The following is a 15848-nucleotide window of genomic DNA, read 5'->3' on the forward strand; positions in this document are numbered from 1 at the left end:
TGTTATGAATTTATATCATCATATTGTTTAGATTCCCTAAAACCGCTTCATCAAGCCGTCACCTCGAAACCTTACAAATTCACCATTTCTCAACTTTCCCCGACGAGGCTCACTCATGCGCATCCTGCTTGCCGCGCTGGCGGCAACTTCCGTCCTGGCCGGAGCGGCTCAGGCCGCCAGCGTTTATCCGCTCGACCGGGCGACGATCCTCGCCGGTTCGCCGTTCGACTTCAAAGTCGAGCTCGACAGTGTGGTCAAGCCCGAGGACGTCCGCATCACCGTCAACGGTGAGGACTACAGCCAGGCGTTCGGCGCGCCGGCGCAGTTCGTCGAGGCGGAGCAGGGTAAGGACGGCAAGACCTTCGGCTCGGCGCTGCTGCTGCGCGCGCTCAAGCTCGACCGGCCCGGCACCTATACCGTCGAAGTCAGCGCCGGCAGCGAGCACAAGCGTGTGAGCTGGGACGTCTTTGCCGCGCCGGCGCCCGGGCGCGCCAGGAACGTGATCTTTTTCCTCGGTGACGGCCTGTCGGTCGCGCACCGCACCGGCGCGCGGCTGATGTCGAAGGGCATGACCGAGGGCAAGGCCAACGGCCGCCTGAACATGGACGACCTCGATCACATGGCCTTCATCGGCACCTCGTCGACCAACGCCATCGCCACCGACAGCGCCAACACCATGTCGGCCTACATGACCGGCCACAAGACCGCGGTCAACGCGCTCGGCGTTTATGCCGACCGCACGCCGTCGCCGTTCGACGACCCCAAGGTCGAGACCATCGCCGAGGCCGTGCGCCGCACCACCGGCAAGGCGATTGGCGTGGTCTCCACCGCCGAACTGGAAGACGCGACGCCGGCGGCGGTAGTCGCGCATACCCGGCTGCGTGCGGAAAAAGCGGCGATCGTCGGTGATTTCTACGCCGTCAAGCCGGACGTCATGCTCGGTGGCGGCTCCGCTTACTTCCTGGCGAAGACCGTGCCGGGCTCCAAGCGCAAGGACGACAAGAACTACATCGAACTGTTCAAGGACGCCGGCTACACGCTGGTGACCGACAAGGCGGAGCTGGCCGCGCTCGCCGGCGGCAGCGGCAAGGTGCTCGGCCTGTTCCACACCGGCAACATGGACGTGACGCTCGACCGCGAATTCCTCAAGAAGGGCACGGTGGCGAAGTTCCCCAACCAGCCCGGCCTGGTCGACATGACCAGGGCGGCGCTGGAGCGTCTGGCGCAGAATCCGAACGGCTTTTTCCTGATGGTCGAGGGCGCCTCGGTCGACAAGATGTCGCACCCGATGGACTGGGACCGTGCGCTGTTCGAAACCATCGAGTTCGACCAGGCGATCGGCGTCGCCCGCGAGTTCGTCAAGACTCACCCGGACACGCTGATCGTCGTCACCGGCGACCACACTCACGGCGTGTCGATCATCGGCACCATCGACGACGACAAGCCAGGCAGCGAAATGCGCGACAAGGTCGGCGTCTACGCCGCCGCCGGCTTCCCCAATTACACCGACGAGAACGGCGACGGCTTCCCGGATCGGGTCGATGTCAGCCGCCGGCTGGCGGTGTTCTCCAGCAACTTCCCGGATTACTACGAGACCTTCCGGCCCAAGCTCGACGGTCCGTTCGAGCCGGCGGTGAAGAACGAAAAAGGCGAGTACGTCGCCAACGCCGCCTACAAGGATGTGCCCGGCGCGGTGCTGCGCGTCGGTAATCTGCCGAAGGATGCCGACACCGCGGTGCACGCCGTTGACGACGTGGTGCTGCAGGCGACCGGCCCCGGCGCCGACGACTTCAAGGGCTACATGGAAGAAAGCGACGTCTACCGCGTGCTGGCCACGGCGCTCGGCCTCGGCGCGCCGGCCAAGCCGTGAGGGCAGCGGACGAACGCACGGCCGCGCTCAGCGGCCGTTGCGGGAGCGTGTCGGTCCGCCGCCGGCGCCTGCTGCAGAGCCTGCTGGCACTGCCGCTGGGGCTGCCGCTCGGGCCGGCGCTGGCCGCGACGCCGGGCCTTGAGTTCGGCGAGCTGTACGGCAAGGTCAGCGTGCTCGGCCTGGAGTTTTCCGACAAGGTCAAGGCGCTGGCCGGGCAGGCGGTGACGATGCGCGGCTTCATGGCGCCGCCGCTGAAGGCCGAGGCCCGTTTCTTCGTGCTCACCGAAATCCCGATGGCGCTGTGCCCGTTCTGCTCGTCGGACGCCGACTGGCCGGACAACATCGTCGTCGTCTACCTCGACCACCGGCAGACCTTCGTCCAGGCCAATGCGCGCATCGAGGTGCGCGGCCGGCTGGAGGTCGGCTCGTGGACCGATCCCGAGACCGGCTTCGTCAGCCTGCTGCGGCTGCGCGGCGCCGAGTTCCGCAGCGACTGAAATGCTCGAACTGTCCCTTTCCGCGCTGCAGGTGCGCTTCCCCGGCCTCGCCGCGCCGGCCCTGGCGATCGAGCGGCTGCACATCGCCGCCGGCAGCCGCGTGGCGATCACCGGGGCTTCCGGTTCCGGCAAGAGCACGCTGGTCAACCAGCTGATCGGTCTGGAGCGCCCGCGCGGCGCGCGCATCGACTGGAGCGGCACCGACCTCGCCACGCTCGGCGAGGGCGCGCGCGACCGCTGGCGCGGCCGGCACGTCGGCCTGGTGATGCAGGACTTCCATCTGTTTCCCGGCCTGTCGGCGCTTGACAACGTGCTGCTGCCGGCGCAGCTGGCGCGGGTTGCCGACGGGCTGTGCCGCGAGCGCGCGGCGGCGCTGCTGGCGCAGGTCGGCATCCGCCGGTCGCGGCAGCCGGCGGAGACGCTGTCGCGTGGCGAGATGCAGCGCGTCGCCGTTGCCCGCGCGCTGCTGCGCCAGCCGGGCCTGCTGGTCGCCGACGAGCCGACCGCGAGCCTCGATGCCGACAGCGGCGCGGCGGTCGCCGACCTGCTGCTCGATCTCGCCAGCGAGGCCGGCAGCACGCTGCTGGTGGTCTCGCACGACCCGCGCCTGTGCGGCCGGCTGCAGCGGCGCATCGAACTGGCCGGCGGCCGCATCGTCGCCGACAGCGCGGGAGGGACGCCGGCATGATCCGCTTCATCCTCGCCGACCTGCGCCGGCTGTGGCTCGGCGCGCTGGTAATCGTGCTGCTGGTGGCGCTGGCCAGCGCGCTCGGTGTCACCGTGACGCTGCAGGAGCGGGCGCTGCGTCTGGGCAGCGCCCGCGCCGCCGATAAGTTCGATCTGGTGATCGGCGCGCCGGGCAGCGATACGCAGCTGGTGCTGTCGACGGTGTTCCTGCAGCCGGCCGCGCTGCCGCTGCTGCCGGGCGAGGTGCTGCGCCGGCTGGCCGCCGATGCGCGGGTGGCCTGGGTGGCGCCGATCGGCTTCGGCGATTCCTTTTTCGACAACCCGATCGTCGGCACGACGACGACGCTGCTGCGCGAGACCACGCCGGGGCTGGCCGCCGGCCGGCTGTTCGCCGCCGAGGGCGAGGCGGTGGTCGGTGCCGCGGTCGAGCTGCCGCTCGGCGCCAGCATCAAGCCGATGCACGGCCTGGCCGGCGCCGGTGCACATGTGCACGAGGCCCTGAGCTACCGCGTCGTCGGCCGTCTGCTGCCGACTGCGACTGCCTGGGACCGGGCGATTCTGGTGCCGATCCAGGCGGTCTGGCACATCCACGGCCTCGGCCTCGACGAACACGACGAGGCGCCCGCCGGGCACGAGCACGACGAGTCCGCCGGCGATCAGGCGACCGACGCCGGGCACGAGCCCGTCGCCCAGCCCGCGGGCAGCGCCGGGCCGGCGGCGGTGCGTGCCGATGCCGACGGCCATGCTCACGCGCATCTCGACGCCGCCGCGCCGCTGGATGAGTCCTGGCGGCTGACGCCGCCTGGTCTGCCGGCGCTGCTGGTCAAACCGCGCAGCATCGCCGATGCCTATCGCCTGCGTCAGGCGTACCGCAATGAACACACGCTGGCGGTGTTTCCGGGTGAGGTGCTGACCCGCCTCTACGCCACGCTGGGTGATGCCCGGCGGGTGCTGGCGCTGGTGGCCGGCGGCGCGCAGGCGCTGGTTGCCGCCTCGCTGGTGCTGGTCACCGTGCTGCACGTCGGCCAGCGGCGGCGGCAGATCGGCGCGCTGCGGGCCTTCGGCGCGCCGCGCGCGGCGGTGTTCGCGATCGTCTGGAGCGAGCTGTTCGCGCTGGTCGGCGTCGGCATCGGCCTCGGCTTCGCCATTGGCTACGGCGCGGCGCGGCTGATCGCCGCCGGCTTTACCGCGCAGAGCGGCGTGGTGCTGCCGGTCGGCTTCGTCGCCGCGGATCTGCTCAGCGCCGGCTGGCTGCTCGGTTTCGCCGCGCTGCTGGCGGCGCTGCCGGCGGCACTGGCCTACCGCCAGTCACCGGCGCAGGCGCTGCGCGGCTGATGCTTCAGGCGTCGCCGTCGTAGCGGCGCTGCGCGGCCAGCACCGCCTCGATGTTGGCGTGGGCCCAGTCGACCAGTGAATGCATCGCCGCCGCCAGCGTGCGCCCGAGCGGGGTGATCGCGTACTCGACGCTGACCGGCACCGTCGGGAACACCGTGCGCGTGACCAGGCCGTCGCGCTCCAGGCGTTTGAGCGTCTGCGACAGCACCTTCTGCGACAGTCCCTCGATCTCGCGCAGCAGGGCATTGAAGCGCAGCGGCTGTCGCAGCAGCAGGCCGAGGATCAGCACGGTCCATTTGTCGGCGATGCGATCGAGCACCAGCCGCGTCGGGCAGGCGGCGGCGTAGGCGTTCCACGGCGGCGCCGGCTCGGGCGGTTTCTCCGCGGTAATCAGGTGAGCTGCGGGTGCGTTCTTCACGAGGATCAAGGCCTTCTATACAGTTTCTGGCAGAAACCAGGTGATCAAATCATACCGATAAATCGAGCACGGTATGGCACCGGGATTTCGCAGCAGACATGCCTTTTTCCGTATCGACAGCGAGACATCCATCATGACGACGGTAGCGATCGTGTATTTCAGCGGCTACGGCCATACCGCAAAACTGGCTCAGGCCGTCGCCGCCGGCGCGGCCGGGGTGGCCGCGACCCGGGTCGACAGTTACCGCATCGACGGCGACGGTGAACTGCCGGAGGGGGCGATGGAGGCGCTGGCGGCGGCCGATGCGATCATCTACGGCAGCCCGACCTACATGGGCGCGCCGGCCTGGCAGTTCAAGAAATTCGCCGATGCCTCCTCCAAGGCCTGGTTCACGCAGGCGTGGAAGGACAAGCTCGCCGCCGGCTTCACCAACTCCGCCTCGCTCAACGGCGACAAGTTCGCGACCATCGAAGCGTTCTGGACGCTGTCGCAGCAGCACGGCCAGGTCTGGATCGGCACCGGCCTGCTGCCGGCGAACCGCAAGGACAGCGGCGCCGATGACATCAACCGCGCCGGCGCCTTCGGCGGCGTCATGGCGATCTCGCCGGCCGACGCCTCGGCGGAGGAGGCGCCGCACCAGGGGGATCTCGACACCGCGCGCCTGCTCGGCCGGCGCGTCGCCGAGTGGGCGGCGCGGCTGGCGGCCTGAGCCCCGTTTGCGCCGCCGGCTCAGGCCGGCTGCGCCTGCCGCCAGCGCTCGACCTCGGCGAGCCAGGCCAGCGGCTTGTGGCGGATCAGCTGCAGGCGCCCGGCGAAGACCCGCGCGATGCCGTCGGTGCTGGTGTCGAGCGTCAGCTCATCGCCGGCCTGGAAGCTCTGTTCACCGAAGCGGATGCAGTGCGCGGCGCGGTCGATGCTCAGGCACTCGCAGCCGACGATGCAGACCTTGCCCAGCTGCCGCGCCACCACCGCCGCGTGTGCGGTGCGGCTGCCCTGCGCGGTGAGGATGCCGGCGGCGGCGGCGATGCCGGCGATGTCCTCGGTGGCGATGTCCGGGCGCACCAGCAGCGCCGGCCGGCCGGCGGCGTTGAGCGCATCGACTTCGGCCAGATCCAGCGCGATGTGGCCGCTGACGATGCCGATGCCGGCGGCGACACCGCTGGCGAGCGCGGCCGGCGCCTGCTCCAGCACCTGCTCTTCGAGTGCATCGAGGTCGATGCCCTGCAGCTGCGCGAGCGCCTCGCGCGGCTTGAGGCGGCCCTCGCTGACCCGGTCGACGGCGATGCGCAGCGCCGCCCACGGCGTGCGCTTGGCGCGGCGCGTCTGCAGCATGAACAGGCGGCCGTTCTCGACGGTGAATTCGAAGTCCTGCACATCGCCGAAGGCGGCCTCCAGGCGGTTGGCGATGTCCTGCAGCTCGTGCTGCACCGCCGGCAGGTACTCGGCGAGGCGCTGGCTGTCGTGGGCGCGGAAGCGGCCGCTGACCACGTCTTCGCCCTGGGCGTTGAACAGGAAATCGAGGTAGAGCTGCGGCGTGCCGCGCGCCGGATCGCGGGTGAAGCCGACGCCGGCGCCGGAGGTGCCGCCGGCATTGCCGAACACCATGCGCTGCACGGTCACCGCGGTGCCGAGCTCGTCGGCGATGCCGTTGAGGCGGCGGAAGGCTTGCGCACGCGGCGAACGCCAGGAGGCGTAGACCGCCTCGGCGGCCTGCGCGAGCTGCGTCCGCGGCGCCTGCGGGAAGTCGGCGCCGACCGCCTCGCGGTAAATGGCCTGGTAACTGCCGGTCAGCTCGCGCAGCGCATGAAAATCGAGCAGGCGCGGATCGTCGATGCCGGCCTGGTGGCAGGCCTGCTCGGTGGCGGCGCGAAACGCCGCCGCGGCGACGCCGTGCACCACCTCGGCGAACTGCTGTATCAGGCGGCGGTAGGCGTCCCACACCAGGCGCGGGTTGCCGGTCAGGCGCAGCAGGCCGGGCAGGGCGGTGTCGCACAGGCCGACGTTGAGGATGGTGTCGAGCATGCCGGGCATCGACACCGGCGCGCCCGAGCGCACCGAGACCAGCAGCGGCCGCCGCGCCGCGCCGAAGCCGAGCTGGCAGGCGCCTTCCAGCACCGTCAGCCCGCGCTCCAGCGCGGCCTGCAGCTGCGGACGGAATGCCGCGGGGTCGGCGAGGTAGGCGGTGCAGCCGGCCGTGCCGAGCACGAAGCCCTGCGGCACCGGCAGATCGAGCTGCGCCATGCGCAGCAGATTGGCGGCCTTGAAGCCGAGCTGGCGGGGATCGGCGTCGCGGCTCATGCCGGGCAGGCCGATCCAGGCCGGTTCGAGTGCGCTTGCGGCGTTGCCTTGCTTGGCGTCGAGACGGTTCATTCGGCGATGACCTCCGCCAGTACGTGATCGTGCAGATCGAGGGCGGCGTGCATCAGCGCATCGGCGCCGCTTTCCAGATTGCGGGCGCATTCGCTGAGCGCATAGAGCAGGGCGGTGGGTGGTGCGCAGGCCACCAGGCTGACTTTGAAGCCGCGGTGAGCGGCATCCGAGCGGTGCTCGGCGGAGACGATGCGGTGCACCGCTTCGAGGAAGTCCTGCATGTCGGTCTGCGCGCCGCCGCGGTGCACGCTGCGGCAGGCCTCGATCGCGCGCACGTAGTCCTGACAGCCTTCGAGCAGCACCTGCGACAGTGACTGCAGCGCGGCCTTCAGCGGCGGGGCGACCGGCGTGGCGCCGACCAGCGTCAGGTGGAACAGCGCTTCTTCAAGCTCATCGGCGACGTCGTCGGCGGCCATCAGCAGCTCGTAGTAGAAATGGCCTTTTTCGGCGTGGCGCACGCGCTCGCGGGCGGCGTCGAGCAGCGCATCGGCCTGATGCTCCCAGTCGACGGCGCGGGCCGACATGCGTCCCAGCCGTTCGCCGGCATCGGCGCCGCCGAGCGCGAACAGGCTGTCACGCACGCTGTTGGCGAGCTCGAAGCACCAGGCGGCGTGCTCGGCGGCCAGGTCGTGCAGGCGCTGCTGGGCGCTGTGCAGGTAATTGACCAGCTCGGCGCGCAGCTCGTCGCGCACCAGCGCCACGGCGCGCCTAGCGAGCAGGCCCTCGGCACAGGTGCGCAGCACGAACTGCATGTAGGCGGCGGCGGCTTTGACGCCGAGCAGCTCATCGAGCCGGCGGCCGAGCAGGCCGGGCTCCTGCGCGACGAAGCCCAGCGCATCGAAGATCGCCGCCTCGCCGCCCATGCGCAGGAAGGCCATGTGGCCGTATTCCTCATGGGCCGCCCAGTCGAGCAGCGTCAGTGTCTCGCGCTTGGGCAGCAGCAGACGCAGGCGCTTGCGCGCGCGGTTCCAGTCGATCAGGAACACCAGCCGCGAGCCGAGAAAGCGCAGGTAGGCGCACAGATCGTCCTCGTCGCGGGCCTGGTAGACGCCGACGCCGAGGTGATAAAGGCCGTCCTCCATGCTGGCGTCGGCGCGCGAGCGGGTGTCCTCCCAGTCGACCGCCCAGTCGGCGAACAGGCCCTGGAAGTAGATCAGCCGCTGCAGGTGCACGTCGGTGTAGGTCAGCGTGGCGCTGAGGCCCTGCACCTGGATCACCAGCACATGCGCATCGGTGGTGCCGATGTCGTTCTGGATCAGCAGGCGCTCGCCGGCGCGGGTGGCGGTGGTGCCGAGGCCGGGATGGTCGAACTTGAGCCGCGCGGTGCGCTGCACGCCGTGCATGAAGGCGCTGACGCGCGGGCGGTCGACCTCGGCCAGCGCGTAGCAGGCGGCGCCGAGGATGTGCTCGCAGGCGATCTGCGCCTGCAGCGCGTTCAGCGCCTTGTGCAGATCCATCACCAGCAGATGCAGGCTGTCGCCGCGCTCGCGCTCGCCGGAGACCAGGCGGGTGATGGCGGCATCGCTGAACACCTCGTCCGCCTCGCACCAGGGCGGCGTGTCCAGTGCCTGCAGACGCTCGGCAAAGTCCGTCGCGGCGGGCAGCCCGGCGCTGCGCAGCGGGCGCAGCATCTCGTCGAGCGCCTGGCGCAGGCGGGCGCACAGCGCCTGTGCGCCGGGCATGCGGTAGCGCCCGTCACCGAGCGCGCAGGCATTGCGCATCACCGTATCGAGGCTGTCGTCGCTCTGCCCGGCGGCAAGGCGCTCCTTGGCGAAGTCGGGCAGCGGTGCCTGCGGGTGTTCGGCATGGGCACGGCCGAACTGCAGCAGTGTGAAGTCGTATTTGGCGCGATCGTTGGCGCCCAGTGCTGCCGCCAGCTGGGCCGGCAGTACCAGCGCCTCCTCGCCGAGGGCGTCGAGGATGTGGGCTTTGGTGGTCATGGCAGTTCCGTGCGGATGCTCCCTGGGTCGGGAGTGCCCACGCTAGAACCGGCGGATGTAAAAATAATGAAACCTCGGCGTTTTTGTGTCGTCGCACGCGCAGGCATCGCTGCGGTGGGCGGGCGCTGTCGCCGTGGCGCTACGGGCAGCTGCCGGTGGCCGTCGTCTGCGCACGCACGATGCCGGCCGCGGTGATCGTCAGCACCTGTTCCTTCTGGCCGAGCGGTGAGGCGCTGCACAGCGTCAGGGTCGCCGGGGTCGTGCCGATGCCGATGGGCTGAAAGGCGAGGCTGGTGGCGCCACCAGCCTCGGTGAAGTGCAGGCCGCCGGGCAGCGCCTGCTCGCGGTAAACGACGGTGGTGCCGGCGATCACGATCCAGCCCTGCTGCCAGTTGCCGCTGCCGCAGCTGGTGCCGTCACTGGAGACACAGACCGACACCTGGGTATTGCGCTTGATGGCCTCGCTGCGGGCGAGCTGCACGCTGGAGGTAAAGCGCCCGGCGTAGGCGCTCAGCCGGTTGTTGACGATGATGTCCTCGAACGAGGGCACAGCGACCAGCAGCAGGATCGTCGCCACCACCAGCGTGATCATCAGTTCGAGCAGCGTGAAGCCGCGTGCCATGAGCCGTGAGTGAGTCATATGCATTCCTTGCGCGATTTAGGGACGGGTCATCATTGCTGGATGTACCAGTACACCATCCCTTTGAGTTGTAGAGATGAGGCCGTGGACTGCGGCAGATAGCTTTCCAGTGGCGAGTCGGCGTCCATGCCGATGACGAAGGGCACGGTCTGGCCGTCATCGAGGGTGACCAGGCCGGCCACCGGTGAGGGCGGCAGGCCGCCGCCGACGATTTCCTGCGAGCGGCTGGCGCTGCCGTCCTCGCTGCTGCTGTTGCCGAAGGCCGCGGCGGCGGTAGCGTAATTGATGTTGTAGACGCGCGCGGTGCCGAGGTTCGAGGTGCACACGCCGGGCGTGGCCACGGTCGGTGTATGCGTGCTGAAGGTCGTCGTGCCGTACAGCGTGATCGCCGAGGTCACGACCTGCTCGTGGGCATTGAGGCTCAGATACCAGCCCTTGTCGGAGCTGGGGCTGTCGGCATCGTCGATGTGCTGTAGTGAATCCAGGCACAGCAGCGCGGCACCGCAGTGGTCGGTCTCGGTCGCCAGCCAGCCGCTGTTGCTCGGGTAGTCGCGCAGCATGAAAAAGTAGTTGTTGACCGAGTAGGCCGAGGTGAAGCTGGCCAGCGGCTTCTCGCGGTCGCCGGAGCCGAGCAGCAGCACGTAGCCGCCGCTGTCTTCGAGCATGTCGGGGGCGAACATGAACTTGCGGTTGGCGCTGCAGGCGTCCGCCGTGTCGCAGCCGAGCGCGGCGATGCGGGTGATGGTCCAGTCGGCCGGCGCCGTCGCGGCGAACGGCGTATTGGCGTTGACGCCGGACAGGCGGTAGACGTTGCCGCCGAGGTCGACGACGTAGGCCCAGCTGGCCAGGCCGTCGCTGTCGCTGATGACGAACACGTCGGCGACCACCGCGCGTTCGGTGTCGAACTGCTTGAGCAGCGTGCCGCTGTCGGCATCGACGACGTAGACGTGATTGCCCTTGGTCGCGCTGGTGCAGGTGTTGGGGTCGGCATCCTCGCAGCTGTCATAGCCGCCGCCGAAGATCAGCATCGGCAGTGGCGTCGGCGTGGTGGTGGCCTCGTGGCCTGCCGCTTTGATGACTTTTGGCGCAGCCCAGGTCTGGCCGAGGCCGGAAAAGCCCGTCGAACAACCGCTGTCGTCGGTGGCATCCGGGCAGCCGAGCTTCCATTTCAGCGTCGGGCTGCTCGGTGTGGTGGTGATCGTCGAGACATCGAAGGCGTACATCACCCGGGCACCGCGGCGCATCGTCGCAAAGATCCAGGTGCTGCTGGCGTCGTGGTAGGCAGTCACCGGACCGTCGAAACCATAGGGTTTGGGCAGCGGCGTCGGTGAGGTCGTCGGGTTGCCGGCGTAGGAGATCTGCGTGCTGTTGTCGTGCAGGCGCTTGATCGACGGGTAGAACTCGGGCGCGATGAAGGCCCACAGCTCGTTGCCGGCCGCCGCGCCGGCGATGCTCGTCGTGCGGTTGCCGTTGACGGCGCGCAGGATGCCGTCGTTGGCGCCGTAGAACACCACGATCTGCGGACTGGCGTCGCTGCCGTAATTCACCGCCACCGGCCGCGAGTGGATGACATCGCCGTGGATCGACGGCCGTTGCTCGGTACTGGTGACGCCGTTGAGGTTTTCGTCGTCGACGTCGAGGCCGCGGGCCCAGCTGATCAGCGTGTCGCGCTCGCTGCTGCTGGCGGCACCGAGATCGCTGGTGCTGACGTGGGTGGAGTCGAAGGTGGTCAGCGCGGTGCAGGAGGCGAACGCCGCCGCGCAGGTGCGCAGCGTGCGCGTGGTGCTGGCGCGCAGCCGGTAGGCTTCACCGCCTTTCTCGACGATGTTGCCGTCGGGATAGTTGGAGGCATCTGAGCCGGCGACGCTCAGGCAGCCGCCCTGCGGCTTGAACGCCCAGTAGGTGTCGACCGTGCTCGGTGTCCAGAAACTGCGGGCGCACTCGGTGATGAAGCCGGTCGCGGAGTTGATGGCGCTGTTGCCGTCGGCATCCTGCGTGCGCAGCGTGCTGCCGACCAGGCCGAGCTTGTACTGCTTGAGGTTGCCGGCCCAGCGCGGCAGTGCGTCGGAATCCGGGCGGAACATGCCGACGTAGACCTGATTCAGGTAGGTGCCTTCAGTGTTGACACTGACCGGCAGGCTGACCGAGGCGAACACGCTGTTGACCGCCTGGATCTCGGAAAAAATCGTGTTCAGTGCGTTGCCGATCGCGGCGCTGCCGCTGCTCGTCGAGACATCGAAGTACTTGCCGCTGCTGACGTTGGCCATGCTGCGCAGCAGCGCGGTCCAGCCCGGCCCCTGGCCGGTGGTGACGCGGTTGACGTCGAGCGTGTAGGTGACGACTTCGAGGTTGCTGCGGTGCATGAAGCGCGCCCATTCGTCGCCGATATTGTCCTGCGAGCCGCTCGGCGAGATCGCAATCGTCGTCGTCGCGCCGCTGATGCCGGCGCTGGTGGCCGCCGCACTGAGCTGGTCGGTTGCCGTGCGCGTGTCGGAGGTGTTGTCCTGGACCGCGCCGTTGCTGATGTAAATGATGAAGTTCTTCGCGCAGCTGCCGGCGACGACCGGACTCAGGTATTGCGTGGCGTTCTTGCTGGTCAGCGCGTTGCCGGCCAGCGCGTAGATCGCGTTGGACGCCGCGGTGCCCGAGGTGTTGCCGGTGTAGTCGGTCTTGACCTTCTGATTGCCCGCATACGGTTCGCCGCCCATGAAGTAGCGGTAGGCCTCGGTCATCGTCTTGCCGAGTTTGCCGCCGTTGGACTTGTCATTGAGGACGTGCAGGCTGTTGATCAGCGCCGCGTATTTGGGCTGGTTGCTGGCGTTGAGCGGGCGGATCGCCGCGCGCACGTAACCGCCGTCGACGTTGTTGTTGCCGCTGCCGGTTTCCGTGAACAGCATCAGACCGACGCGAAAGCGCGCGCTGCCGTCGTCGTTGACCGGCAGGCCGTTGAAGGTCGACACCAGCGCTGCGATCTCGTTGGTGAAGGCCGTGTTCCAGTTGGCGGTGTTGTCGAGAATGATCAGCACGTTGGGCGCGTCGCTGGAGGCGGCGTTGGGCTGCACGAACAGATCGATGTCTTCGGCCAGGGCGGCGCGCTGCAACAGGAGCAGGCTGATGGCCATCGCCAGCAGCAGGGCAGAAATGCGCTTGGTCATGATGACTCTCCCATCGAGCGCGCGCGTGAAGAAGCGGATTCGGAACATGGTTATGGGCACACCGCCAGCTTCTGTGCCTGCGACAGCAGCCGGCGCACGCCGCTGCGGATCTGCACGGCGGTGGCGGTGTTGTCGGTGTCGCTGACACTGGCGTCGATTTCCCAGATCGAGTGCCAGCTGGTACTGGCTGACAGCGCGCTCGGCAGCGACAGGCTGCTCGGCGCCGCGCTGCCGGCCTGCCAGGCACGTACGCACTGGGGCTGGGCGACCGTGACGGTGAAGTCGGTCACGCCGTCGTCATCGAGATCGACCGCGATGGTTTCCGCCGTCGGATCGTCGACGAAGGCCGAACCGATGACCTGCTGGATCGCCTTGTTGGCGGCGGCGATGGCCTGCTCGCGGAACTGCATGTTGCCGACCGCGGTGAGGTTGCTGGAGCTCAGCGTCAGGCCGGTCAGCGTCATCATCGTGATCAGTATCAGCATCAGCAGGGCGATGACCAGCGTGGTGCCGCGCTGGTGGCGGTGCGCACAGGCGTTCATGGCGACTCCCGGCGGCTGGCAACGTTGGGCAGGCGCACACTGGCTGCATAGACATGGCGCATGTAGTGATCGCCGAAGGGGCCGAGCGTGGTGTTGCCGAGCGTGTAAGCCTTGCTGTCGGTGTAGGTGGGGCTCGGCTGGCGGGCGCGGGCGAGTACGTAGAGGCGCAGCGCGGTGACGTTGGTCAGCTGCGCGGCGCTGCACGGGCTGGCCGAGGTGCAGCGCACGAAGCTGCCGTCCGGCACGCCGTCGCCGCGATTGGTCGGCAGCGTGTTCTGCGTATCGTCGCTGTCCGTGGCACAGGTGCTCGGGTTGATGCGGGCGATGGCCTGCGTGTAGTCGACCGGCGTCGCCGGGGCGCAGCGGCTGCTGAAGCCGTCGATGCCGACTTCGACGCGGAAGCCCTCGATGCCGGTGATCAGCGGTACCGCGCTCTGGTGCGCCAGCGCGCCGGCGGCGAGATCGAAGTCGGCGCGCATCAGCGTCGGGATGCCGTCGCCAACGGTGAAGGCGTAGTCGCGCACGTAATAAATGCGGGACAGGAAGCGGCGCTTGTCGGCGAGCGTCGAGCAGTCGCGCTTGTGCAGCGTGAAGCCGCTGGTCGCGAGCACGTAGCGGGTGGTCTCGCTGGCGCACAGCGAGGCCTGCATGTACAGCCGGCCGCTGACATCGGCGTCGCAGTGCGCGTCGCCGGGCACGCAGGTTTCCGCGTGACGCACGACCAGCACGTCGGTATTGGCCTGCCGGTGCTGCAGGATGCCGCTGCAGACGCTCGCATCGTCATACACCTGCAGCGGAATGCCGATCAGATCGTTGACGTAGGCCGTCGTCCACGAGGCGAAGGCCAGACAGGGGTCGGGTACGCCGGTGGGCACGTCGGTCGGCACGCTGGATAAGGTCTGATCGTCGAACTGCGGTACGTAGGCGCCCCAGAACGCGGCGTGCACCACGTCGCTTTCCATCAGCTGGATGGCGAAGCGGCCGTCCTCGATCATGTTGTTGGCATTGACCAGCTCGCTGCTGGTGCGGCTGCTGTTCAGATAAAAACTGATCAGCGCAACGACCAGCAGCATGCCGAGCGTGACCGACAGCATCAGCTCGATCAGGCTGAGGCCGCGCTGGCGCGGACGGGCGACGGACGGGCGCGCGTTCATGTCAGCGGCGCGATGCGTACGACGGTGGTCAGCGCGCGGCGGCACAGGTCTGCCGTGCAGGCGGTGCCGCCGTCGTAGAGGCCCTGTCCGCAGCCCACGCTGCTCGGCGGGGCCGATACCGGGGTCAGGCCCTGCCAGACCACGGTGACCATGTATTCGTTGCTGCCGAGCGCCTCGACGCAGCCGCGTCCGCTGACGAGCGCACCGACCCGGCTGCCGGAGGCGGTTTCCGCGGCGCCCTGCAGCGCCGCACACCACTGGCTGGCGTCGAGCTGCTGGCGGGTCGAGGAGGCGTCGGTGCTCGCGCAGGTGGTGCCGCTGCCGAGCGGCGAGCTGGTCACGTAGCTGCTGGCGGCATAGCGGTTGGTGGCGATGCGGCTGGCCATGTCCTTGAGCAGCATCAGCGCCTGCGCCCGCTGGTAGGTCTCGATCTCGGCCACCTGCAGGCGCGCTGTCAGGCCGTTGAGACCGAACAGGCCGAAGCTCAGCACGGCGATGGTCACCACCACCTCAAGCAGCGAGGTGCCGTGCTGGCGGTGGGGGTTGTGATACTGCGAATGCATGATGCGGCGGCTCATGATGCTTACCATTTGTCCGCCGGCGACTTCACGCCGGCGCTGTTCAGCGTCAGCGCGCCGTCGGACGCCTGTGTACCGCTGGGTGTGAAGGTGATGATGTAGCCCGGCGGGGGGCCTGCCTGCAGCGTGATCGTGAAGCTGTAAAACGCCGCCACCTCGCTCGGCAGAGCGTAGCCGCTGGCGGTCAGCGTGGCGGCGGCGGCGTAGGTCCGGGTCGCCAGAAAGTACTGCTGCTCGCGGTTGGCGATATCCATCATCTGCGCCTGCGCGGCGCTGCGATGGCTGCGGATCATGTACTGCCGGTAACTCGGCAGCGCGACCACCGCGAGAATCGCGGTAATGGCCATGGCGATGACCAGTTCTATGAGAGAAAAGCCCCGGCTCCGGCGGGGAGGATTATTCATGGCCTGCTCCTGCTGAGCGCGGTGGTGAATCGCTCGCCATTTGCGTGCATGAACAAATAGTAAATGTTGAAGCTGCTGAAATAATGGAAATGAACACGACGAAACAATATGTTGCCCGGGATGGCGGAGGCTTTCGCGAGATGACTGCGCGATGCGCAGTACGCAGCCTGATCGCCGTAATTGACGCGATTTTCCGGTGAATTCGTCGCTGTTTCGTGCATGTGCGGAGTGTCGTTGCGTGATGACCCGCGTTCGCGT

At 68.6% G+C, this 15848-nt stretch carries 15 protein-coding genes; 5 read left to right on the plus strand and 10 right to left on the minus strand.

Going from position 1 to position 15848, the window contains the following annotated elements; genetic code table 11:
* The first annotated feature begins 115 nt into the window (after positions 1–115).
* The 4 genes from C7443_RS11210 (at position 116) to C7443_RS11225 (ending at position 4389) form a co-directional block, all read left to right on the plus strand.
* Positions 116–1870, plus strand: coding sequence for an alkaline phosphatase (locus C7443_RS11210; RefSeq protein ID WP_110018705.1), 1755 nt, complete (start codon positions 116–118; stop codon positions 1868–1870).
* Between the two features lie 83 nt (positions 1871–1953).
* Positions 1954–2367: a hypothetical protein gene (locus C7443_RS11215; protein WP_425467083.1), complete on the plus strand. Its 414-nt coding sequence runs from the start codon at positions 1954–1956 to the stop codon at positions 2365–2367.
* Between the two features lies 1 nt (position 2368).
* Positions 2369–3055: an ABC transporter ATP-binding protein gene (locus C7443_RS11220; protein ID WP_110018707.1), complete on the plus strand. Its 687-nt coding sequence runs from the start codon at positions 2369–2371 to the stop codon at positions 3053–3055.
* On the plus strand, positions 3052–4389 hold the full coding sequence (locus C7443_RS11225) for an FtsX-like permease family protein (protein WP_110018708.1): 1338 nt from the start codon (positions 3052–3054) through the stop codon (positions 4387–4389). The genes C7443_RS11220 and C7443_RS11225 overlap by 4 nt, the downstream gene beginning before the upstream one ends.
* A gap of 4 nt (positions 4390–4393) precedes the next feature.
* On the opposite strand, the gene C7443_RS11230 is transcribed toward C7443_RS11225, so the two are convergent.
* A complete protein-coding gene (locus C7443_RS11230; protein ID WP_110018709.1) occupies positions 4394–4816 on the minus strand; it encodes a winged helix-turn-helix transcriptional regulator in 423 nt (140 codons plus the stop codon).
* Between the two features lie 124 nt (positions 4817–4940).
* Here C7443_RS11230 and C7443_RS11235 point away from each other — a divergent pair, with 124 nt between their 5' ends.
* Positions 4941–5516, plus strand: coding sequence for a flavodoxin family protein (locus tag C7443_RS11235; protein WP_110018929.1), 576 nt, complete (start codon positions 4941–4943; stop codon positions 5514–5516).
* A gap of 20 nt (positions 5517–5536) precedes the next feature.
* Here the strand turns inward: C7443_RS11235 and C7443_RS11240 are convergent, their stop codons facing one another.
* From C7443_RS11240 to C7443_RS19890, 9 genes are all read right to left on the minus strand, one after another.
* The gene (locus C7443_RS11240; protein ID WP_211346191.1) at positions 5537–7177 is read right to left on the minus strand and encodes a PEP/pyruvate-binding domain-containing protein; all 1641 of its coding nucleotides are present in this window, start codon (positions 7175–7177) and stop codon (positions 5537–5539) included.
* A complete protein-coding gene (locus C7443_RS11245) occupies positions 7174–9117 on the minus strand; it encodes a phosphate transport regulator (protein WP_110018711.1) in 1944 nt (647 codons plus the stop codon). The genes C7443_RS11240 and C7443_RS11245 overlap by 4 nt, the downstream gene beginning before the upstream one ends.
* A gap of 139 nt (positions 9118–9256) precedes the next feature.
* Positions 9257–9757: a GspH/FimT family pseudopilin gene (locus C7443_RS11250; protein ID WP_110018712.1), complete on the minus strand. Its 501-nt coding sequence runs from the start codon at positions 9755–9757 to the stop codon at positions 9257–9259.
* A 32-nt stretch (positions 9758–9789) separates the two neighbouring features.
* Entirely contained in the window at positions 9790–12960 is a 3171-nt protein-coding gene (locus C7443_RS11255; RefSeq protein ID WP_246004629.1) for a pilus assembly protein, read from the minus strand.
* 2 nt (positions 12961–12962) lie between these two features.
* On the minus strand, positions 12963–13454 hold the full coding sequence (locus C7443_RS11260) for a pilus assembly PilX family protein (RefSeq protein WP_110018714.1): 492 nt from the start codon (positions 13452–13454) through the stop codon (positions 12963–12965).
* Entirely contained in the window at positions 13451–14608 is a 1158-nt protein-coding gene (locus tag C7443_RS11265; RefSeq protein ID WP_110018715.1) for a PilW family protein, read from the minus strand. The genes C7443_RS11260 and C7443_RS11265 overlap by 4 nt, the downstream gene beginning before the upstream one ends.
* On the minus strand, positions 14605–15186 hold the full coding sequence (locus tag C7443_RS11270; protein ID WP_246004630.1) for a type IV pilus modification PilV family protein: 582 nt from the start codon (positions 15184–15186) through the stop codon (positions 14605–14607). Before C7443_RS11270 ends, C7443_RS11265 begins: the two co-directional genes overlap by 4 nt.
* A 5-nt stretch (positions 15187–15191) precedes the next feature.
* On the minus strand, positions 15192–15590 hold the full coding sequence (locus tag C7443_RS11275; protein ID WP_110018716.1) for a type IV pilin protein: 399 nt from the start codon (positions 15588–15590) through the stop codon (positions 15192–15194).
* Positions 15587–15811: a hypothetical protein gene (locus tag C7443_RS19890; protein ID WP_146213289.1), complete on the minus strand. Its 225-nt coding sequence runs from the start codon at positions 15809–15811 to the stop codon at positions 15587–15589. The genes C7443_RS11275 and C7443_RS19890 overlap by 4 nt, the downstream gene beginning before the upstream one ends.
* Positions 15812–15848: the final 37 nt, after the last annotated feature.

The organism is Plasticicumulans acidivorans (assembly GCF_003182095.1).
Lineage (GTDB): Bacteria > Pseudomonadota > Gammaproteobacteria > Competibacterales > Competibacteraceae > Plasticicumulans > Plasticicumulans acidivorans.